At 53.5% G+C, this 19701-nt stretch carries 20 protein-coding genes; 17 read left to right on the top strand and 3 right to left on the bottom strand.

Going from position 1 to position 19701, the window contains the following annotated elements; all coding sequences use genetic code 11:
• Positions 1–132: 132 nt before the first annotated feature.
• Positions 133–1407, bottom strand: a complete 1275-nt coding sequence (locus tag PAECUDRAFT_RS08040; protein ID WP_006037622.1) for a BaiN/RdsA family NAD(P)/FAD-dependent oxidoreductase — start codon at positions 1405–1407, stop codon at positions 133–135.
• Positions 1408–1571: 164 nt separating this feature from the next.
• On the opposite strand from PAECUDRAFT_RS08040, the gene PAECUDRAFT_RS08035 reads away from it, so the two are divergent.
• The 9 genes from PAECUDRAFT_RS08035 to PAECUDRAFT_RS08000 all read left to right on the top strand — a co-directional run bounded on the left by PAECUDRAFT_RS08035 (position 1572) and on the right by PAECUDRAFT_RS08000 (position 8486).
• Complete coding sequence (locus tag PAECUDRAFT_RS08035) at positions 1572–2411, top strand: alpha/beta hydrolase (RefSeq protein ID WP_006037621.1); 840 nt, start codon at positions 1572–1574, stop codon at positions 2409–2411.
• 133 nt (positions 2412–2544) lie between these two features.
• Positions 2545–3690 (top strand): tyrosine-protein phosphatase, encoded by a 1146-nt coding sequence (locus PAECUDRAFT_RS08030; protein ID WP_006037620.1) that lies wholly within the window; start codon positions 2545–2547, stop codon positions 3688–3690.
• Between the two features lie 214 nt (positions 3691–3904).
• Entirely contained in the window at positions 3905–5626 is a 1722-nt protein-coding gene (locus tag PAECUDRAFT_RS08025; RefSeq protein ID WP_006037619.1) for a two-component system sensor histidine kinase NtrB, read from the top strand.
• A 61-nt stretch (positions 5627–5687) separates the two neighbouring features.
• Positions 5688–5813 carry a hypothetical protein gene (locus tag PAECUDRAFT_RS26570; protein ID WP_006037618.1) on the top strand — a complete coding sequence of 42 codons (126 nt, stop codon included), beginning with the start codon at positions 5688–5690 and terminating at the stop codon, positions 5811–5813.
• An 18-nt stretch (positions 5814–5831) separates the two neighbouring features.
• The gene (locus PAECUDRAFT_RS08020; RefSeq protein ID WP_006037617.1) at positions 5832–6239 is read left to right on the top strand and encodes a DUF3905 domain-containing protein; all 408 of its coding nucleotides are present in this window, start codon (positions 5832–5834) and stop codon (positions 6237–6239) included.
• Between the two features lie 132 nt (positions 6240–6371).
• The gene (locus PAECUDRAFT_RS08015; protein ID WP_040711942.1) at positions 6372–6806 is read left to right on the top strand and encodes a BrxA/BrxB family bacilliredoxin; all 435 of its coding nucleotides are present in this window, start codon (positions 6372–6374) and stop codon (positions 6804–6806) included.
• Between the two features lie 36 nt (positions 6807–6842).
• Positions 6843–7652: an ammonia-dependent NAD(+) synthetase gene (gene nadE / locus PAECUDRAFT_RS08010; protein ID WP_006037615.1), complete on the top strand. Its 810-nt coding sequence runs from the start codon at positions 6843–6845 to the stop codon at positions 7650–7652.
• Positions 7653–7759: 107 nt separating this feature from the next.
• Positions 7760–8185 (top strand): holo-ACP synthase, encoded by a 426-nt coding sequence (gene acpS, locus PAECUDRAFT_RS08005; RefSeq protein ID WP_006037614.1) that lies wholly within the window; start codon positions 7760–7762, stop codon positions 8183–8185.
• 76 nt (positions 8186–8261) lie between these two features.
• On the top strand, positions 8262–8486 hold the full coding sequence (locus PAECUDRAFT_RS08000) for a hypothetical protein (RefSeq protein ID WP_040711819.1): 225 nt from the start codon (positions 8262–8264) through the stop codon (positions 8484–8486).
• Positions 8487–8527: 41 nt separating this feature from the next.
• Here the strand turns inward: PAECUDRAFT_RS08000 and PAECUDRAFT_RS07995 are convergent, their stop codons facing one another.
• Positions 8528–8881: a c-type cytochrome gene (locus PAECUDRAFT_RS07995; protein WP_006037612.1), complete on the bottom strand. Its 354-nt coding sequence runs from the start codon at positions 8879–8881 to the stop codon at positions 8528–8530.
• 172 nt (positions 8882–9053) lie between these two features.
• On the opposite strand from PAECUDRAFT_RS07995, the gene PAECUDRAFT_RS07990 reads away from it, so the two are divergent.
• From PAECUDRAFT_RS07990 to PAECUDRAFT_RS07970, 5 genes are all read left to right on the top strand, one after another.
• Complete coding sequence (locus PAECUDRAFT_RS07990) at positions 9054–9968, top strand: helix-turn-helix transcriptional regulator (RefSeq protein ID WP_006037611.1); 915 nt, start codon at positions 9054–9056, stop codon at positions 9966–9968.
• A gap of 1 nt (position 9969) precedes the next feature.
• Positions 9970–11274 (top strand): A/G-specific adenine glycosylase, encoded by a 1305-nt coding sequence (gene mutY / locus PAECUDRAFT_RS07985; RefSeq protein WP_006037610.1) that lies wholly within the window; start codon positions 9970–9972, stop codon positions 11272–11274.
• A 4-nt stretch (positions 11275–11278) separates the two neighbouring features.
• The gene (locus PAECUDRAFT_RS07980; protein WP_006037609.1) at positions 11279–11914 is read left to right on the top strand and encodes a bifunctional 4-hydroxy-2-oxoglutarate aldolase/2-dehydro-3-deoxy-phosphogluconate aldolase; all 636 of its coding nucleotides are present in this window, start codon (positions 11279–11281) and stop codon (positions 11912–11914) included.
• Positions 11915–12008: 94 nt separating this feature from the next.
• Positions 12009–12530 (top strand): GNAT family N-acetyltransferase, encoded by a 522-nt coding sequence (locus PAECUDRAFT_RS07975; RefSeq protein ID WP_006037608.1) that lies wholly within the window; start codon positions 12009–12011, stop codon positions 12528–12530.
• A 129-nt stretch (positions 12531–12659) separates the two neighbouring features.
• Positions 12660–13157, top strand: coding sequence for a DinB family protein (locus PAECUDRAFT_RS07970; protein ID WP_006037607.1), 498 nt, complete (start codon positions 12660–12662; stop codon positions 13155–13157).
• Between the two features lie 126 nt (positions 13158–13283).
• Here the strand turns inward: PAECUDRAFT_RS07970 and PAECUDRAFT_RS07965 are convergent, their stop codons facing one another.
• Positions 13284–14066, bottom strand: a complete 783-nt coding sequence (locus PAECUDRAFT_RS07965; RefSeq protein ID WP_006037606.1) for a helix-turn-helix transcriptional regulator — start codon at positions 14064–14066, stop codon at positions 13284–13286.
• Between the two features lie 171 nt (positions 14067–14237).
• On the opposite strand from PAECUDRAFT_RS07965, the gene PAECUDRAFT_RS07960 reads away from it, so the two are divergent.
• Genes PAECUDRAFT_RS07960 through PAECUDRAFT_RS24510 form a run of 3 tightly spaced genes read left to right on the top strand, consistent with a single transcriptional unit; the run spans position 14238 to position 19695 of the window.
• Positions 14238–15503, top strand: coding sequence for an ACP S-malonyltransferase (locus PAECUDRAFT_RS07960; protein WP_006037605.1), 1266 nt, complete (start codon positions 14238–14240; stop codon positions 15501–15503).
• Positions 15504–15524: 21 nt separating this feature from the next.
• Positions 15525–19202: an SDR family oxidoreductase gene (locus PAECUDRAFT_RS24515; RefSeq protein ID WP_006037604.1), complete on the top strand. Its 3678-nt coding sequence runs from the start codon at positions 15525–15527 to the stop codon at positions 19200–19202.
• Entirely contained in the window at positions 19177–19695 is a 519-nt protein-coding gene (locus tag PAECUDRAFT_RS24510; protein WP_006037603.1) for a nucleoside deaminase, read from the top strand. The genes PAECUDRAFT_RS24515 and PAECUDRAFT_RS24510 overlap by 26 nt, the downstream gene beginning before the upstream one ends.
• The last annotated feature ends 6 nt before the right edge of the window (positions 19696–19701 follow it).

Genomic DNA, 19701 nt, shown 5'->3' with positions numbered 1-19701 from the left:
CAGCGGCCATGCGCCAGCGGCCATGCGCCAGCGGCCCCGCCGTCGCCAGCGGCCATGCCCCGCGCCAGCGGCCCCGCCGCCTGCCGCCGCTCCCGCTTGCAGCCATCCGCCTGCGCTCCGCCGCCGTCCCGCTTACGCGCGGCTTGCACGCGCCGATTCGGCAGCGCTCAGCCCGGCAGCATAACCCGTCGAGAACGCGGCTGTAATGTTGTACCCTCCCGTATAACCGTGGATGTCGAGCACCTCGCCGCAAAAATACAGGCCGTCCGTCAACTTCGAGGCCATTGTCTTCGGATCGATTTCCTTCAAATTTACGCCGCCGCCGGTTACGAACGCCTCCTCGATGGAGCGGGTACCGTACGCGCGGAGCGGGAAAGCTTTTGCGCTGCGGGCGAGCTCCAGCCAGCGCTGCTTTGGAATGTTGTCGTACGTTATGCTGTCCTCCAGCTCTGCTTTGGCGAGCAGAAGCGGAATCATTTTGTCCGGCAAATAACCGTGCAGCACGTTCTTGATTGCTTTCTTTGATTCCGTCTGCGCAAGCTTCAACGTTTCTACATATACCTCATCGGCACTCAGGTCCGGAAGCAAGTCGATCGTCAGCACGATGTTGCCGACTTTGAATTGCTTCAGCGCTTTGACGACGAATTGGCTGCAGCGAAGCGCGATCGGGCCGGATATGCCGAAGTGGGTAAACAGCATGTCGCCGCGATGCGAGATGATCCGCTTTCCTTTGGGATTCCAGACTGTTAGCTCTACGTCGCGGAGCGATACGCCCTGCAGCTCTTTGGATACGATAAAAGGCTCGTTCGAAGTAATCGGCACCTCGGTCGGGAATAATTCCGTAATGGAATGGCCGCCCTTCTCCGCCCATCCGTAGCCGTCTCCAGTCGAGCCGGTATGCGGAACGGATTTTCCGCCGGATGCGATAATAACGCTTTTACCGACGTAACGCTCTCCCGAGCGAAGCCGAACGCCAGCTACTGCCCCGGAAGCAAACAGCACTTCGGCTACCGGCGCATTAACCTTAATCGTAACGCCCTGCTTCACGACTTGATTCACGAGCGCGTCGACGACGGTTTTCGCTTTATCGGTAACCGGAAACATGCGTCCGTTATCCTCCTCCTTCAAGCGAATGCCGAGTCCCTCGAAGAACGCGATGATGTCCTTGTTGCCGAAGCTGTTGAGCGCACTGTGCAAAAACCGCCCGTTGCCCGGAATATGCTTGATCAGCTCGTCCATGTCCTTATTATTCGTAACATTGCATCGGCCGCCGCCGGATATGCCAAGCTTGCGCCCGAGCTTGTCGCCCTTGTCCAGCAGCAGGACGCTTGCGCCGCGCTTGCTCGCCGCGATGCTTGCCATTAATCCGGCGGAGCCGCCGCCTATTACAATTACATCGTAATTCATGTTGCTTCCAGCCTCCGTATCCTCTCATGCTATGCCCTTCATTGTAATCGGAATAAGCCAATCACGCAAAAGACGCCAGATGCGCTGGTACTGACATCCAATAAAGCGATTGCATTTTGCATACAAACATGATAAAGGTAAAGTAAAAAAAGGGGGAAGCGGCGATGATTCAATCCCACGCTTTTGCGCTGGCAAGCCCGGTAGACGGTATTCGCTTGCAAGCCTATGAATGGCCAGCTGCCAAGGCACCGGTCGGCGTTGTGTGCCTTATCCATGGAATGGGCGAGCATCAAGGGCGCCAAATGGCAATGATTCGTCCGCTTCACGAAGCGGGCTTTACGGTATTCAGCTACGATCAGCGCGGACATGGCCGTTCGGAAGGGCGCAGAGGGCATGCTCGTTACATCGAGCATTTGACTCGGGATGCAGAGGCGCTGCTGCAAGAGGCTTCGCGCAGGCATCCAGCTGCGCCGATGTTCCTGTATGGTCATAGCATGGGCGGCAACGTGGCAGTGAACTGCGCGCTCCGGCATCGTCCGAAGCTGAGCGGCCTCGTTCTGTCCAGCCCTTGGCTGCGCCTTGCGTTTCAGCCACCGGGGTGGAAGGTGCGGCTTAGCCGAATGATCGGGTCGATCTGGCCGACCTTCACGCAATCGGCTGGCTTGCAGCCTGGCGAGTTGTATCGCGCGGGTAATCCGCTGGCCGCCTCGAACAAGGATGAGTGGTCGCATGGGCAAATCTCCGCCGCGATGTTTAATACGATTTCCGACGGTGGGGAATGGGCGATTCAACAGGGGGGCGAGCTGCGGATGCCTACACTAATTATGCACGGTACGGCGGATCGCATTACCTCTGCGCCAGCCAGTCGCCAGCTCGCGGATGCGATGGACCCGTCGCTGTGCACGTATTTGTCGATCGAGGGCGGCTATCATGAGCTTCATCATGATCCGGAAGGGCCAGAGACGATGCGAATCGTGACCGATTGGCTGGCAGCCAGGCTGTAGGAGCGAGAACACCAGCTTTACAATAACGACATCTGGACGTGATATTCGGTTAACAGAGGACAACCATAATGGTCTTGTATACAACTTGTATACGAGAAGCGTCCATTATGAATTCATCGAGGAGAGATGAAGGTTGAAATCGATTAATCGTTTTTGCGCAGCATCTATTGTGACGGCATCCATCGCGGCTGCGGCTATCTGGAGTCCCGTTCAGGCGAATGCAGCTGCGCCGGTCGTGTCGGCCAAACAATCGGTGGGGCAGTTTACCCAATCATCCGTCGTGCGCGATAAGAACGGCAACTATATCATTCGTTGGAAGGCTAATCAGGACCTCGGTTCGGCTAAAGTGTACTGGAGCACATCACCAGACCAGATTGAGAAGAACGGCAAGGAGCTGGCTCGCACTTACACGCGCTATAACGGCCTTGTAGCGGCCGATCCGAAGCCTGGGCAACGCGTGTACTTTCTAATTAAAGGCGGCAATGGCGCAACGATCAAAGCGGCGGAGCGGGCAGTCGAGCTGCAAGGCGTTGTCAACTTCCGCGACCTTGGCGGCTACGCGACGTCAGATGGCCGCCATGTCAAGTGGGGCAAGCTGTTCCGTTCCGGCGAGCTGGCGGGATTGACGGACGCGGATAAGCTTCAGCTCAAGACGATTGGGCTCAAGACGATCATCGACTACCGAAGCAACGCCGAGGTTGCGCAAAAGCCGGATCCAGCGTTGAGCGGCGCTACGAATATTCGTATGCCTGCAATGAAAGAGGTCGAAGGAAGCAGCAACGCTACGGATCTGAACAGCTTGATCGCTACAGGAGATCTCAGCGCGCTTGGCAAGCCGGGCGAAATGCTGGTTGAAGCGAACAAAGGCCTCGTCCAAGCGCCGGATGCTTATGTTTCGCTAATGGATGCGCTGCTTGCCGAGAAGACGGCGCCGATCGTTCAGCATTGCACGGCAGGCAAAGACCGCGCGGGCTTAGGCTCGGCGATCATTCTATTAACGCTGGGCGTATCGGAGTCGACGGTAATGGATGATTTCCTGCTCAGCAACGTGTATCGTGCGGAAGCAAACAAGCAAGCGATGGCTTATATGGGCACGATCATTAAAGACGCGGACGCGCTTGCTTCTCTTCAAGCTCTGATGGAGGTGCGTCAAGAATACCTGCAGGCTGCAATTGATACAATGAAGCAGCAATATGGCTCGATCGACGGCTTCATCGAGAAGGGGCTTGGCGTTTCCAAAGCAGAGCGGGCGAAGCTGCAAGCGATGTATTTGGAATAGGATCTGAACCCGTCCTTTACTTGTAATAAAGGTTACAAAAAGGCAACTATCTGATCATGATAGTTGCCTTTCCGTTTTTTCCGAGATGAATTGCGGGAATTTGTAATGGATGTATAGTAAAATTACGGAATCTGTGATTTAATTTGTGGTAATGGATAACATTTGAACAATGAAATACGCAGGGAATAGAGATAGCAGAGAAGGAGATTTCCCCATGTGGAAAACGATGATGCTGCAGCTGTTCATCTCATTGTTGCCGGCTGTAGCCTATCAGATGTGGAACGACCGTGCAGAGCGTAACGATAAAACGGGCGCGCGTTTTATCGGGCTTGTTAGCGCAGCCGCTATGGCGTTATGCATGGTAATGGCGCATCATTCAGTTGAGGGCTATCAATTTGACTTTCGGCATATCCCTTACGTAATCGGATCATTGTACGGCGGCGCTTGGAGCTTGGCTTTTTTGACCGTGGTGTATGTGGCATTCCGTCTGCCATTCATTGAAACGGGCACGGACTATATCGTTTTCGGTCTTTTTATCGTCATTTTTGGCTTGCTGCTGCTGCTATCTATTCGTCCCTTTCAATTCGCCAGGCGGTCGGATAAGAATAAGATTGTAATGGTGCTGTTTACGGTAGTCGAGCTGTTTTTTGGCTCCTCGATCCTATCGCATGCCTCGGGCGACGGCTCTGATAGCTTGCAGCATCGATTGCTTCTATTCTTAATCTTGTCAGCATTATCGTACTTCATGATTTGGTGCTCCGTACATATTATTGAAAGCATTAAAGAAAAGCAATTGCTTCAACTGCAGCTAAAGCAGCTGTCCGAGAAGTATCGGGCTGAGGTGCAAAAGCTGCAGCAGTTTATAGATGAAACGCCAATCGGCGTTGTGTTGACGAATATTGAAGGAAAGATCACTCACATCAACGAGGTGGCGTTGGATCTCTTCGCAGGGCCAGATAATAAGAAATGCACGAGAGAGATGAGGGGAAGCCCTTACGTTGAGCTGTTTGACTCTGTACGGGACGAACCGTGCCTGAACATGCTGGGCAAGGCGCTTGAGGGCAGGCGCTCGTCGGTCGAGCTGGTCGAAACGGAGGGCCGCGTGCTCGTCAAGACCGCGTTCTCCTTGCATGACTCGGAGCGTACCGGTCTCCAGTCCATTACAGGCGCTGCGCTTATCGTCCATGATATTACGGAGCTCCGTTATTTAAGGGCAGAGCTGGACCGTATGGACCGGCTTAGCCTGGTCGGCCAGATGGCGGCAAGCATTACCCATGAGATACGCAATCCAATGGCTGTCATTCGCGGCTTCGTTCAGCTGCTGAAGGAGCGCAGCGGGCAGGATATGCAGGATTATTTTCGGATTATTATGGATGAGCTCGACCGGGCGAATGCGATTATTAACGACTTCCTGTCGCTTGCACAGAATCGGTTAATCGATAAAAATCTGCTCTCGCTCAACAACCTGCTGATGGAAATGCTGCCCCTTATTACAGCAGACGCGAATCTTCGCGGGCTGGCCGTCGAATGCCGACTGGAGCCGAACCTGCCGGAGTTGTTCTTGAATGATAAAGAAATCAAGCAGCTCATATTGAACCTAGCGCGCAACGGACTGGAGGCTATGGCCGATGGCGATGGCGCCCTTCAGCTATCTACCTATACTTCAGCCGAGATGGTGCAGCTGCGGGTACAGGATGCAGGCGTGGGCATTTCCCAAGAAAAAATGGAGCGGCTGTTCGAGCCTTTCTTTACGACGAAGACGAAGGGGACAGGTCTTGGGCTTCCTGTTTGCTTAAGCATTGCAGAGCGGCATCACGGTCGCATCGATGTGGAGTCGGAGGAAGGCAAAGGCACAACCTTCATTGTGAAATTCAAGCTTGATCAGAGCATGGCCGAAGCGTCGGCCGCTTCAGAGCGGTCACTTGCAGAAGGATAACCTTTCGAGGATAATGAGCCCCCTACGCGCGTATACTAACGCTCGGAAGGGGGTTCAATTTATGGCGAAGAACAAGAATAATCGCGATTCGGTCGCAGCACCGAAGCATCGCGAGGACTCCAGCAAGCCGGCGGATTCACAGGGATTTGACAAAAAGCTGGATGGCCCGAATCGGCCGTCTACTTAAATGGCGGTGGAGTGAACGATGTGCGCGGCGCGATATGATGATCGAGACGAGGAGCGTTATGAGCAGTTGTATGGCAATCATGACGATCCTGCGCTTGACCCATACGAGATAAATTTTTTGCCGGCTTTTCGCAAAGGCAGGGGCTCTAGGGCGCCATTCATCAATTCGCATGGCATCGTCATCGGCGATCACATGTATGCATCGGCTGATTCGCCGCTCGAGCAATGGTCGGTGGAAACCGATCCTTCGATTATGGCTGGAGACGAGTGGGTCCATCCGTATAAGGATATCGGTTTTCTGACAGCGGATAACCGAGCGATTTTCGAGGAAGGCGAGCAGTTGCAGCAGGGCATCTTCATGCATCCTGACAAGGATGTCGGTTATGCTGCGGATGAGCCGCTGCAGGAGCGGAGCCCTAAAGAATAGCGTATCGCGAAGGACTGGGCAGCCGTGCCATACCGGCTGCTTTTTCTTTACTTTCATTTTCCATGAGGTTTATAATAAGAATTATAAAGTAAGAATAATAACGCTACATGGAGCGAAAGGTGAGTGGAGAACATGTCAATGTCCTTCGAACGATATATGCTGGATATGGTACAACCAATGCGCGACGATCTGACCCGTCTCGGCATTACGGAATTGCGTACGCCAGAGCAGGTTGAGGAGAGCATCCCAGGCGCGAAGGGAACGGCGCTTGTCGTCGTGAACTCGGTATGCGGCTGTGCAGCTGGCCAATGCCGTCCAGGCGTAGCAGCTGCGCTGAACCATGATGTAACGCCTGACCATCTGTACACGGTATTCGCAGGCCAAGATAAAGAAGCAACGGCTAAGGCTCGCGAGTATTTTGCCCCGTACCCGCCATCTTCCCCATCGATTGCGGTTATGAAGGATGGCGAACTCGTTCATTTCATCGAGCGCCACCAAATCGAGAACCGCTCGGCGGCTGACATCGCGGCTGATCTGACGGCTGCATTCGACCGCTTCTGCCGGTAATGTAGATAGACGTTTCTGGAAGGGACGAATACGAGAATGAGCTTGCAACGCGAAATCATTGAGCGTTTCGGCGTACAGCCGACGATCGACCCGGATGCGGAAATTCGCAAACGCGTCGATTTTCTGAAGGAATATGTGAAGAAGTCCGGTACGACAGGATTGCTGATCGCAATTAGCGGAGGCATCGACAGCGCAGTTGCCGCGGGCTTGTGCAAGCAAGCGACAGATGAGCTGTCGGCCGAATCGGGCAGGGAATATATTACGCTGGGCGTCTTCCAGCCGTACACGGAGCAGGTTGATATTTCGGATAGCTACGCTGTGGCGGATGCGTTCAAGCTGACTCATCGCGTGGAAACGAACATTGGCGAGACGGTGGACGAGATTGCCCTTGAGGTAGAGCATAGCCTGAAGGCAATCGGCATCAGCCGCCATCTAAGCCGTGGCGGCAAGGGCAATGTGAAGGCGCGGACGCGGATGGTTATGCAATACGCAATCGCGTTCGATATGAATTTGCTCGTTGTCGGCACGGACCATGCGTCGGAAGCGATTACGGGCTTCTACACGAAGTGGGGCGATGGCGCGGTTGATATTACGCCGCTTAGCTCGCTGAACAAGCGTCAGGTTCGCCAAGTTGCGGCCAAGCTCGGCGTTCCGCAGAGCGTGCTCGATAAGGCGCCGACAGCTGGCTTATGGGAAGGCCAGACCGATGAGGCGGAGCTGGGCATTATTTATGATGACAACAGCGACTACCTCGAAGGGAAGGAAATTGCTCCGGAAGCACGCGAGAAGCTTGAGAAGCAATATCTTCGCACGGAGCATAAGCGTTCGCCGATTCCAGGCATTTAATGATGGCTGCAAGCGATTGATGACTTAAAGAAAACCGGGTTGTAGATGCGATTCGTCGCGGCAACCCGGTTTTTGTGATGTTATGAATACGGGGCGGAGGGATCGGATTGATTATCGGCATTGGCCATGATCTTGCAGATATTCAGCGGGTTGCTGGCATTCTGGAGAAGGAAACGGGGCAGCGTTTTGTTGAACGGGTATTAATCGGCCAGGAGCGTGAAATCGCGGCATCCCTAACCGGACGGCGATTGGCGGAATTCGTTGCAGGAAGGTTCGCAGTGAAGGAAGCGGTAGTGAAGGCGCTAGGCTGCGGAATTGGAGCGATAGCAGGGCTGCATGATATCGAGGTGGGCCGCGACCCGCTAGGCAAGCCGGAAGTGCGCTTATCCAGTTCAACGAAGAAGAAACTCGGTTGGCAAACAGGGGAAGAGAGAGAGGCGCTTCGTCAGCAGCTGCACGTGACGATTACGCATGAACGCGGATTGGCGTCAGCTTTCGTCGTGATCGAGCAGCTGCCTGCCATGCAAGTTTAGACACCGCACCAAATGCCCATAGTAGGAATAAGGTATAGCATCCATATTCCAAATGGGGCGAGGGGCGATGGGTAAGATGAACAGTCGGTTGCCGCAAGACGCCAGACGATTCAAAACAGGGACAAGCGTACTGTACGATGGCATTTATACGGACGGTTGGGGCGGGGAGCTGCTGCTGCTGCGCGGAGAATCATTTCCCCGACATCCTGAGATGGGGGCAACGACCTGGACGTATGCGTCTGCAAAAATGCGATCGCGCGGCCGTGGCACGGCTAGCCTCTCGGATAGCTTGTTTTACTAAGAAAATCAGATCGATAAGCCGGCCAGCAGGATGGGGCCGGCTTATTGGCGTGCCGCGAGCCACTCGCTTAAAGCGGCGATTTCGGCTGCGGATAGCTTGTTTTTGAAGGATGGCATAATATCTCCGCCGTTCGTTATTTGATTGGCGATTTGATCTTTGCTCATGCGTTTCCCAACGCTGCGCAGGTCGCTTTCGGGCCCTACCTTGCCGCTCAGGTCGGAGGCGTGGCAGCTAATGCAGCTGGTATTGTACAAATCGACGGTCGACGAAGGGCCGTCAAGAGCGGAAGCTTTGTTCGATGATGATCCGCAGCCTGATAGTGCTATTATAACGGCGCCTATCGCACTCAATAGATAGGCGTTCTTGCTGCGCTGCGCTTTGCCTGCATTTATCATGATCAATTGGGCTCCTCTCTAAGCCTTATTTCTCATTTTGGCCGATCGAATTCTACGCTATAATTTTAACATATTTTACTGCGTCTTCTCATCTGCTCGACACCTCTTTATAATAAGAAGGATTACACTAGGTGTAACATGTCATACGAACCTACTAGGAGTATTAAATCCATTGACTTATGAAAGTATTTTATACAGAAGATTAAAGCAAATTGACGTGGAGCATTTACTCAGCGGCATTTCCAGTCGCGAGCCAGGCTGGGTGCATGAATCGGTCGGGCAAGGGCTCAGCCGATTGTTCTATCCGCTGGAGGGCTCGGGCTGGCTTCGGGTCGGCGAACGTCATTATGAGCTGCGGCCAGGCCATCTCTATATGTTGCCAGGGGACGTAGATCAAGCGTTCGGCACATTGGGCAGCGGAAGCTTCGTATTTTATTGGACGCATTATCGGATTAATATGGCCGATTACAATTTGCTCAAAGAGCTGGACGTGCCGTTTCAGATGAAAGTAAAGGCAGAGGAGCATCGCGAGCTTGTTGCGCATTTTGACCGGCTGCTTTTGCTTCAGCAATCGACGGCCTTAACGAACAATTGGCGTGCCAAAGCCGTATTGCTTGAGCTCTCGGCTATTTTCTTGGAAAGCGTAGAGCTGGAGCGTAAGCTTGAGGCGAAGCAGGAGATGATCGAACGGTTCGATGAGGTGCTTGCCTTCATCGAGGAGCGGTTGGCGGAAAGCTTGTCGATCGAGCAGCTTGCGCAGATCGCCTGCTTGCATCCGAACTATTTTGTGACGATGTTCAAGAGCCTGACGGGCCTCTCGCCGGTCAACTATATGAATGAACGCCGGCTAGAGCTGGCGCGTTCGCTGCTGTCGGACACCGAGCTTCCCGTGATGGATATTGCCGAGCGAATCGGCATGCAGAATCATTATTTGTCGCGATTGTTCAAACAGCAATACGGCATTACGCCGCGCAGGTATCGGGAGCTCTCGCAATCGATTGACGGAGCGGTGCAGCCTTATGAAGAAGGCGATTGGGAAATGAAGCCGGCAGAATCCGTCATGCTGAGGGAACAGGAGGGGAAATAGCATGCGAGATATAAAGTTGGCAGGCGGAACGGGACAAGCTGGCGAGGGGATGGACGTTGCTGCTTATTTTGGACGTGAGCTGCTCGGCTGGTATGACTTGGTCAAGCGTGTGCTGCCGTGGCGCCAGAACCGCGATCCGTATCGGGTTTGGGTATCGGAAATTATGCTGCAGCAGACGCGCGTGGATACGGTCATTCCGTATTATGAGCGGTTTATGGCAAGGTTCCCGACCGTTCAATCGCTTGCTGAAGCGCCGGAAGAGGATGTGCTGAAGCATTGGGAAGGACTAGGCTATTATTCGCGTGCGCGTAATTTGCAGGCTGGCGCTCGCGAGGTCGTTGCGCAATACCGCGGCATTGTCCCGGATGATGCGACAGCTGTCGCTTCGCTCAAAGGCGTCGGGCCGTATACGGCTGGCGCGATTATGAGCATTGCGTTCAATCGTCCGGAGCCAGCCGTGGATGGCAACGTCATGCGCGTCCTGTCGCGGTTCTGGGAGCTCGAGGATGATATCGCGAAGCCGGCTACACGGGTTCGAATCGAAAAGCTAGCTCGTTCGATCATTCCCGAGGGACGGGCGGGCGACTTCAATCAAGCGCTGATGGAGCTGGGGGCGCTCGTCTGTACGCCTAAATCGCCAGGCTGCCTAACCTGTCCGGTTATGCAGCACTGCGCAGGGCGATTGGCGGGCAAGGAGCTGGTGCTGCCGATCAAGACGAAGGCGAAGCCGCCGCGTCCGGAGCATCGCTTGGGCGTTATTGTCGCGGGCTCAGGTGAGCGCGCAGGGCAAGTGCTGGTCCGACAGCGGCCGGATACGGGACTGCTCGCGAAGATGTGGGAGCTGCCGCATATTCTGGTGTCCAAGGAAGCGGAGAAGCAGCTTGGAAGCAGAGGCAGAAAGAAAGGTGTACCTGTAGCGGAGGCGATGCTGCCTAAGCTTGCGGATCTGCTGGCGCAAACGCTGCATGTGGAAGAGGGGCTGCTTGTTCGGCCGACGGGTTACCGAGCGGAAGCCGATCATATATTTAGCCACATTCATTGGACGATGGATGTGTTCGAGGCGGATATGCCGATGGCTGCGGAGAGAGCTGACCATGCGGGACAGCCAGCAAGCGCTTATGCGGATGCCGCTGCTGAGACGACTGCGGCGTATGAGGCGGACAAGGGCGTTGACGGCGCAACTGGAACAGTAGGTTTGCCTGCGGGCTATCGCTGGATCGGGCCTGAAGCGCTGGACACGCTTGCGTTTCCGAATCTGTTCCTGCGCCTGCTGCACGATTATTGGGGACTAACCGGAAGGGGATAACGGGATGAGCAGTTTGTTGGATATGCTGCAGCAGCACAAAATCGTTGCGATCCTGCGCGGCATTGAGCCGCAGCATGCGGCTGCAACCGCGAAGGCGATTATTGACGGCGGCGTCCGCCTGCTGGAAGTGACGATGAATACGGACGGCGCGACGTCCATCATTCATAGCTGGCGTTCAAGCTTCGGCGACGGCGAAGCGCGCATCGGCGCGGGCACGGTGCTGGATATCGATATGGCGAAGGAAGCGGTCGCCGCTGGCGCGCAGTTCATTATCTCTCCTAATTTGGACGAGGACGTTATACGTTATGGGATCGAGCAAGGCGTGCCCGTATGGCCGGGCTGCATGACGCCAACTGAAATCGTACGCGCGTGGAAAGCGGGAGCGGAAGCAGTTAAAGTGTTCCCGATGGGAACGCTGGGCTGGAAGTACCTCGCGGAAATCCGCGCGCCGCTGGACCGGATTCCAATGCTCGCTACAGGCGGCGTCGATCTGGACAATATCGGCGATTATTTCCGTGCTGGCGCATGTGCAGTCGGCATGGGCGGCAAGCTTGTGAACCTTGATTGGGTGCGGGCGGGCGAGTATGAGCGAGTGACGGAGCGGGTGCGGCAGTTCGTTGATGCGGTAGCGAAGCTGTAAGCTGGCTGCGAATTCGAAATAAGATAATAAGAGCAAAAAAGTAGCCTGCGGCATCAGCCGCAGGCTTTTTCAAATATATAATATAAGGGGGGTCTTGTCACTTATTATAGAAACCGAAGCTGAAATGAACCTGAGTCGGATATTACAGAACGATTACAATATTGTTTCCGCTTTCAGTGCGCGTAGTAACATGTATGGAAAGGATAATTACGACAGTGATATAAGCCCGTGTAAGGAGATAAGCGAAGCTGAGGAAATCATTAGATTCCACGTAGAAGATACCGGATGCCGCTGGGGAATCATAAGCAAGAGTGAAGAGCAGTTCGTTGGAACGTGTGGATTCCATTGTTGGGTGCAAGGAGGAGAGCAGTCAAAAGCAGAGATCGGATTTGATCTAGGGAAGGAGCATTGGGGAAAAGGGTTGATGCAGGAGGTATTACGCCCTGTAATTGCGTTCGGGTTTAACCATATGGGCCTGGATTTAATCGAGGCTACGGTGGATCCGGAGAACGTTAGATCAATTAAGCTGCTTGAGAGGCTTGCTTTCCAACGAGAGCATGAGTTAAGGGATCAGCTCATCTATTATTATTTAAGAAGAGAGAGCTGGGAGACGTGAAGTACCCCACATTGTAATCGATAAAAATTAGGAAAAAAGGATTAGTCTTATTCTATCAAAGTGTATGAAATTGTATAATAATATATAAAATGGTATAGTTGTATTTAATTATAAGGGAGGTGTGAGGATATGGCTAAAAATCAGCTTCAGCTCGTACTTACACAATTGCAATGCGTTTGGAATAAGCCGTCGTGGACGGTGACGATATCGCAAGCGCTTGATCGGGTAGAAGCCGGCGACGCAGCATGGAAGTGTGGGGAAGCGGGCGGAAATACGATATGGCAGATCGTCAATCATATGAATTTTTATAACGAGCGTATGTTGAATCGACTGAAAGGCTTGCCGCAGGGCGCTTCGGCCGACTCTAATGAAGCGACGTTCGGCGAACCGGGCGCTGCGGACCACCAATCGGAATGGCGAGATACCGTCAGCCGCACGCTGGCAATCGGCAGCGAAATCTTAACTGCGCTTGAGCAATTGTCTGCGAATTCGGCAGAAGGCGGAGAAGACGAGAGACTGACGGAAGACCTCGCTAAGTGGCTGCTGCACGACACCTTTCATGTAGGTCAAATCGTTCAGATTCGTAAACAGCAGGGCTCGTGGCCGGCTCAGCGCGTGTTCGAGTAAAATTATTGCTTTCTAATTATAATAAGCTCATCTTTCAGCATAACGAGAAGCGGCATTCCTGTAGGCATATTAGCCTATAGGAATGCCGCTTCCTGTTTGCAGGAAGCAGGAAGCATGGGCTTGGCTTTACTTGTCTAAAAGCGCAAATTTGCGATTTTCCGAAGGCGTCATACCGAAATGCTTTTTGTAAATTGTACAAAACTGGGAGGATGAGACATACCCGACTTTTCGGCTTATATCGCTGATAGACAAGGAGTGGTCGTGTATAAATTCCCTCGCTTTCTGCATTCGAATTTTTTGCAAATATTGAATCGGCGAGATGTTAAACACTTTCGAATACGTGTTGGACAAATAAACGGAATTGCAGCCGATCAGACTTGCGAGATCGTCTAGCGTAATAGGACGATAGTAATGGTTGCGTAGATATCGATTAATGATGATGAGACGGGAGCCGATCCGCTCCAGCTGCGCTATTTTTCTGACACGCTGCCCGATAAATGGCAGACGGTCGCTGGCCCCTAGAATTAGCTCCGAAAGCAACAGTTCTTTCTCATCCGCGTGCAGTAAGCTTTCGAGAGGCAGATTCAATATCTCATGGCCTAACGCGCATTCTTTATCGGTCAACGCAACAATGCTCGTGCTGGCCGATGCGCCGCTAACGGAAAATTCGATGCCGCTCAACAGGTTAATGCCGGCGGACACATTTTCCACATGAAAATTGCTCCCGATAAACAAGGAGCCGCCTTTAACGGGGGTAGACAGCGTATTGGTCGTAATTCGAAGGTCGTCTCGGCACTTCATTAAGAACAACGAGTCGGCATGGGTCTGTTCAAACGATAGCGTCCCTTCCGGCACCAGAAGGATCTGTGTGAAGGAAGAGATAATTTTGCAATCCAGTAGGATCACCATCCTAAATCTCTCGTTTTACAGATTTCATCTGATTTCACAGTATTAATTGCTTGTACGGATGAAGGGTGATACTTTAGTGATGACAAGTCTACCACCATTTTTTAGGGGAATGAATGTGTAAAATTACGATAATATTGGACATAAAATTTTTCCCGAAGGAGAAGGATTTCCTTGACCAACATAGGCATGCTCTTTCCCGGGCACGGAGCGCAATATAGCGGAATGGCTAAAAAATGGCTCGATTATTGGATGGTCCCTATGATTTTTGAGGAAGCGAGCGATTCACTGGGGTTTGATGTTCAGGAGTTTTGTTTAAACGGCGACCCGGCAGATTTGGCTCGTACCGAGCTTGCCCAGCCAATCCTATTGACCGTCGGCTACATTGCGTTTCGTATTTTGATGGATGAATATGATTGGAAGCCGGCGTATTTGGCAGGGCATAGTCTTGGCGAGTTTACGGCATTAACTTGCGCGGAAGCGATTCGTTTTGGAGATGCATTGAAGCTTGTCAGCATGCGAGGCAAGCTGATGAAGCAGACGGCCGAGGAGGCCGGAGGCTCGATGATCGCCTTGATGGGATTGACGGCGGAGGAGATTGAGCTGGAATGCCGGCGCATCAGCGAGCGTATCGGATATGTACAGATTTCCAACTATAACTCGGCAGAGCAATGTACGCTGTCCGGCACAGCAGCGGCGTTGAGCGAGGCTGCGAGCGTACTGGAGAGCAAAGGCGCGCGTCTGATCGATGTTGGCGTAAATGCGCCATACCACAGCCCGCTAATGGAGGCAGTCGTTCGGCCTTTACGGGAAGAGCTGCAAAGATATGAGCTGAAGCTTCCGTCAATCGAGGTTGTGTCCAACACGATGGCGCGGGAATTCCGACAGGTGGACGAGCTTCGAGAAGCGATGGCTGTTCAAATTGTTCAGCCGGTTAGATGGTATGAGTCGATTGCTTACATGGTTAGCCAGGGCGTGACCGAGTTTATTGAAGCAGGCCCCCAGTCCATGCTCCGCAATTTGATGATGGTGAATGAATGGGATGCGAATATTTATGCATTCGATCTGCGCAGCGACGCCGAATTGATTCATGAAATGCTAAGAACGGACGATCCGCTTCAGGAGGTCGACCGCAATCGAAAAGCCCGGCTCGTCCAGGGCTGCTTGGCCGAAGCCGTATGCACGGAAAACCAAGGAGGCAACGAGGACCGTTATCAGAGCGAAGTGGTGCTGCCGTATCGCCATTTGAAGCTGTGGTATCAGCAGGCGATGAAATCAGAGAGTGACATTCCTTTCCACAGGCTGGACAAAGCGCTTCAGCTATTACAAAGCATAATGGACGTCAAGCAGGTACCTGCCGAAGAGCAGCGCCAGCGCTTCCAACGCATATTGTACCAATCGGGTCTATTTGATCGTTTTGAACATTTTCTTCGAGCATAACGCATGAGCGGAGGGGCAAATGTGAAAGAGACCAATCAAGGCGACATCGCGATTATCGGTATGGCTTCCCGATTTCCGAACGCAAGCGGCAACCGGCAATTTTGGGACATTATTCGAGACGGGCTCGATTGCGTAGGAGACTGTCCGGAAATGCGCAAGCAAGATATTGAACAATACCTCAATGCTATCGGCTACGATGCCGATGGCCGACTATACCGGCAGGCCGCCTATCTGGAGGAAATTGATAAATTCGACTACGAGTTTTTCAAAATTCCGCCGAGGGAAGCGGCGCTAATGGACCCCCATCAGCGAATTTTTCTGGAAACAGCCTATCAGGCGATTGAAGATGCCGGCTATTGCGGCCGGATGGGAGGGACGAAAACCGGCATTTACGTCGGCTTCCCGACCGAGTTTTCCGCTAAGGTTTATCAGAACATCATTTTTGAAACCACTCCGCATCTAGCAGGCGATTCGTTTACAGGTAATTTACCGGCAGTGCTGCCGGCGAGACTTGCTTACCTATTGAATTTGCGCGGCCCTTCTATGCTTATCGATACTTCCTGTTCTTCCTCTCTAGTAGCGATTCATTTAGCTTGTCAAAGTCTCCGTCAAGGCGAATGCGAATATGCGCTTGCCGGCGGAATCAATATTTTTGTTGTGCCTGTCATCAATCCGGCTGTTGAAGGAATCGGCATCGTAGCCTCTGACGGCAAAACCAAATCATTCGACGATCAATGCGACGGGGTCGGACAAGGCGAAGGCGTAGGCGTTCTGCTGCTTAAGCCATTGGAAAAGGCGCTGAACGACCGCGATCTTATTTATGCTGTCATTAAAGGCTCCGCTGTGAATCAGGACGGCAAATCGATCGGAATAACGGCTCCGAATGCGGCGGCGCAGGAGGATGCGATTGTAGAAGCTTGGCACAATGCGGCCGTGCCTCCGGAAACGATTACGTATGTGGAGGCGCATGGAACGGCGACTAAGCTCGGCGATCCAACGGAGCTGAAAGGCATTCGGAAAGCGTTTCAGCGTTACACCGGCAAACGACAGTTTTGCGCGATTGGTTCGGTAAAATCCAATATCGGGCATACGATAGGCGCAGCCGGCGTGGCCGGGGTAATTAAGTCAGCTTTGGCAATGCAAGCAAGAAAGCTGCCGCCGAACGTCCACTTTCAAATGCCGAATCGGAAAATCAGCTTCGAAGATTCGCCGGTTTATGTCAGTAATCAGCTCAAAGATTGGAAGCAGGAGGGGCCATTGCGGAGCGGTGTTAGCTCCTTCGGCATTAGCGGGACGAATTGTCACGTCGTGATGGAGGAGGCCCCTTGTTATTCGGAGCGGCAGCCAAGCAACTATGCAAGCCATCTATTTACGCTTTCTGCGCCGACGAAAGAACGGCTCGGCATAATGATTTCGAGCTATGCCGATTTCTTGAAGGAATACCCCGAGCTTGAGCTAAGGGACATCTGCTTTACGGCCAATACGGGCAGAACGCGTTATCGGCATCGGCTGGCTATTGTCGCGTCTTCCGTCCTCGACCTGGCAGCCAAGCTGGCTCGCATTGCTCGTTCGTGGGACGAATGCGAAGGACGAGGCGCTGAATGGCGGCTCGGAGAAGCGATTGAAAAGCTGGAAGCGACGGCCGTGATGGCGAGCTTATCCGAGCCTGCTTGCATCGAAGCGGCTTGCAGCGCTTTTATGGCCGGGGAGCCGCTGGACTGGACGGAAGCTTATCCTGATGCCAGAAAAATCAGCCTGCCAGGCTATCCGTTTAAACGGAGCCGATGCTGGATCGAAGTGCCGCTCCGCGCTTCTGCAATCTGCATGCCGGCAAGCCGTACGCCAGTTAGCGCTACAGGGGAATCGTTCTATGCTGCGGAATGGGAGGAGCGTCCGCTTGCGTTCCGGGCGGCGGCGGGCGCAGCGTTATCCTTGGCGATATTTACGGATGGGGCTATGACGGGCAGCTCCATTGTGGAAGCGCTGCGAAGCGAGGGGCAAACGGTATATGAAATTATGCCGGGGCAGGCTTACGAGCGGAACGGCGAGTACGAATACACGGTTGGCAGCGACGCGGCTTCCATGCTGGAGCTGATGAAGGAGCTGCAGCATAAGGAGATTACGGATGTTGTCGTCCTCTCGACATTGCCCGGAATGAAGCGGCCCGGTACGCTGCATGAAGTTAGGGGCGAATTGCAAGAAGGCGTTTACGGGTTGTTTCATATCGTTCAAGCGCTGGATCACTATTTCGCGAACCGCCGCGTCAGGCTGCTAATTGCAGTCAGCGGGGCGAGCGAGGTTGTCGCGGGCGATGAGGTAAGGCCGACGTCCAACGCCACGATTGGATTCGCGAAAGCTGTCCATTGGGAATACCCGAATATCCGATGCCGCACCGTCGATATCGGTCGGCGAACGTCGTTAAACGCATTGCTGGAAGAAATCCGGGGTGGGCATGGAGCCGATTTTGGCTGCGCTTACAGGGACGGTAAACGATACGTCGAGCTGATCCGTCCGTTGCGCGTCCAGCCGCGCAGTGATCGGACAGCGGGCATCAAGGAAGGCGGAACGTATATCATCACCGGCGGCACCGGCAGGCTAGGGCTGCGGCTCGCAGCGCATATCGCCAAGGACTTCCCGGTTCGGGCCGTTCTTTTAAGTCGCTCGGGGCTTCCGGACCGTGCCGAATGGGGGCGACTCCTGCAAGAGAGCGCGGATGAGAGCTTGAAAAACAAAATTCGCGCGGTCGTCCAGATCGAGGAGAACGGCTCGACCGTTCGGGTTATCCCATGCGACGTTTCGGACGAAACGATTGCAAGAGCTATGCTGGATAGCCTTTATGCTGAATATGGCCGAGTGGACGGTATCGTCCATTGCGCGGTATCCGATGAGAACATTCGGATCGCGGAGATGACCGACGAGCATCTATCAGCTTCGTTCGCGTCCAAAATTGAAGCGGCATGGATTGTTGCGGATAGCTCTAGACAGTGGGAAATGGACTTTTTTGTACTATTCTCATCGGTTATGACGCTTGTGTCGGGACAAGCCAATGCGATCTATACGGCAGGAAACAGCTATCTGGATGCACTGCCTTATGCGGTTCGCAGAGCTGGCATGGTAACGATCAATTGGCCGGAGTGGAAAAACATCGGCTTGGACGAAAGCAAAACCGTGGAGGAGGAGCGATCGATTTTTCTTAAGCTGGATGCAAGCGAAGGACTGCGCCTGTTCGATGCCGCCATTGCCTCAGGGCAGCCGAGACTCATTGCGGGGAGCATGAATTACGCAAGCGAAGCGTTCGAGCTGATCGATTATTTGCCATTCCAGGTGTCGGAGGACATTCTGGCGCAGCTTCCGAAACGGGCCGTTCGTTCCAAATCGGCGCCGGATACAGCTGATGCTCCTGCCCATTCAGCTCCCCCGAAAGTGCGGCTGACAGGCCGGTCCTCCGGACAATATTCCGTGACGGAACAGCTTCTAGCGGAAGCATGGTCGACTGTATTGGGCTATGAGGAAGTCAATATCGGGGACAATTTTTTTGAAATCGGCGGAAGCTCGATCTCTGCAGTTCGCATTGCGATCGAATTGATGGCCCATGATATTGTGCTGGAAGCGCCTGAGATTTTGCGTTACCAGACGGTTGAGAAAATAGCGGGCTTTATCGGAGGTGCAGTCCATGCCGCAGTCGCAGGACGAGCTTGACCGGATGTATATGAGGCAGGCGGTCGATTGCGCGATGGAGGGAACGCAGCGAATGGAATTCCCTTTTGGCGCGTGCCTGGTGCACAATGACCGGGTAATTGCGATCGCAAGCAATCGCTGCTTGTCTTCGAAGGATCCGACGATGCACGCAGAGATGATTGCGATACGGGAAGCATGCGGCACGCTGGACCGAGCGAGCTTGCAGCAAGCGACCCTATACGCGACGACCGAGCCCTGCGTGATGTGCATGGGCGCCATCCATTGGGCGGGTATCCCGCGCATCGTTTACGGGCTGACCATCGAGGATTCAATGGTGCTTGGCTTTAAGGAAATTCAGCTGTCGGCCAGAACGATCGCGGCGCATGCAGCTTATGAGATGACTTTGAAAGGGGGGGTGCTGACAGAAGAGTGCCAACAGCTGTTTCACAATTGGAACCGCAGCAGAAAGTTCATACGGCTTTTTGAAGATTGGTCGGCAACTCGCCCGAAGTAGGGGACA

This window comes from Paenibacillus curdlanolyticus YK9, from assembly GCF_000179615.1.
Taxonomy (GTDB): Bacteria; Bacillota; Bacilli; order Paenibacillales; family Paenibacillaceae; genus Paenibacillus_T; species Paenibacillus_T curdlanolyticus.
This window is presented reverse-complemented; position numbering and strand designations above follow the sequence as displayed.

Bases quoted from the DNA above. Each gene is read 5' to 3' on its own strand.
- PAECUDRAFT_RS08040 (WP_006037622.1), bottom strand. From the start codon at position 1,407: ATGAATTACGATGTAATTGTAATAGGCGGCGGCTCCGCCGGATTAATG.
- PAECUDRAFT_RS08035 (WP_006037621.1), top strand. From the start codon at position 1,572: ATGATTCAATCCCACGCTTTTGCGCTGGCAAGCCCGGTAGACGGTATT.
- PAECUDRAFT_RS08025 (WP_006037619.1), top strand. From the start codon at position 3,905: ATGTGGAAAACGATGATGCTGCAGCTGTTCATCTCATTGTTGCCGGCT.
- PAECUDRAFT_RS26570 (WP_006037618.1), top strand. From the start codon at position 5,688: ATGGCGAAGAACAAGAATAATCGCGATTCGGTCGCAGCACCGAAGCAT.
- PAECUDRAFT_RS08020 (WP_006037617.1), top strand. From the start codon at position 5,832: ATGTGCGCGGCGCGATATGATGATCGAGACGAGGAGCGTTATGAGCAG.
- PAECUDRAFT_RS08015 (WP_040711942.1), top strand. From the start codon at position 6,372: ATGTCAATGTCCTTCGAACGATATATGCTGGATATGGTACAACCAATG.
- nadE (WP_006037615.1), top strand. From the start codon at position 6,843: ATGAGCTTGCAACGCGAAATCATTGAGCGTTTCGGCGTACAGCCGACG.
- PAECUDRAFT_RS08000 (WP_040711819.1), top strand. From the start codon at position 8,262: ATGAACAGTCGGTTGCCGCAAGACGCCAGACGATTCAAAACAGGGACA.
- PAECUDRAFT_RS07995 (WP_006037612.1), bottom strand. From the start codon at position 8,881: ATGATAAATGCAGGCAAAGCGCAGCGCAGCAAGAACGCCTATCTATTG.
- mutY (WP_006037610.1), top strand. From the start codon at position 9,970: ATGCGAGATATAAAGTTGGCAGGCGGAACGGGACAAGCTGGCGAGGGG.
- PAECUDRAFT_RS07980 (WP_006037609.1), top strand. From the start codon at position 11,279: ATGAGCAGTTTGTTGGATATGCTGCAGCAGCACAAAATCGTTGCGATC.
- PAECUDRAFT_RS07970 (WP_006037607.1), top strand. From the start codon at position 12,660: ATGGCTAAAAATCAGCTTCAGCTCGTACTTACACAATTGCAATGCGTT.
- PAECUDRAFT_RS07965 (WP_006037606.1), bottom strand. From the start codon at position 14,066: ATGGTGATCCTACTGGATTGCAAAATTATCTCTTCCTTCACACAGATC.
- PAECUDRAFT_RS24510 (WP_006037603.1), top strand. From the start codon at position 19,177: ATGCCGCAGTCGCAGGACGAGCTTGACCGGATGTATATGAGGCAGGCG.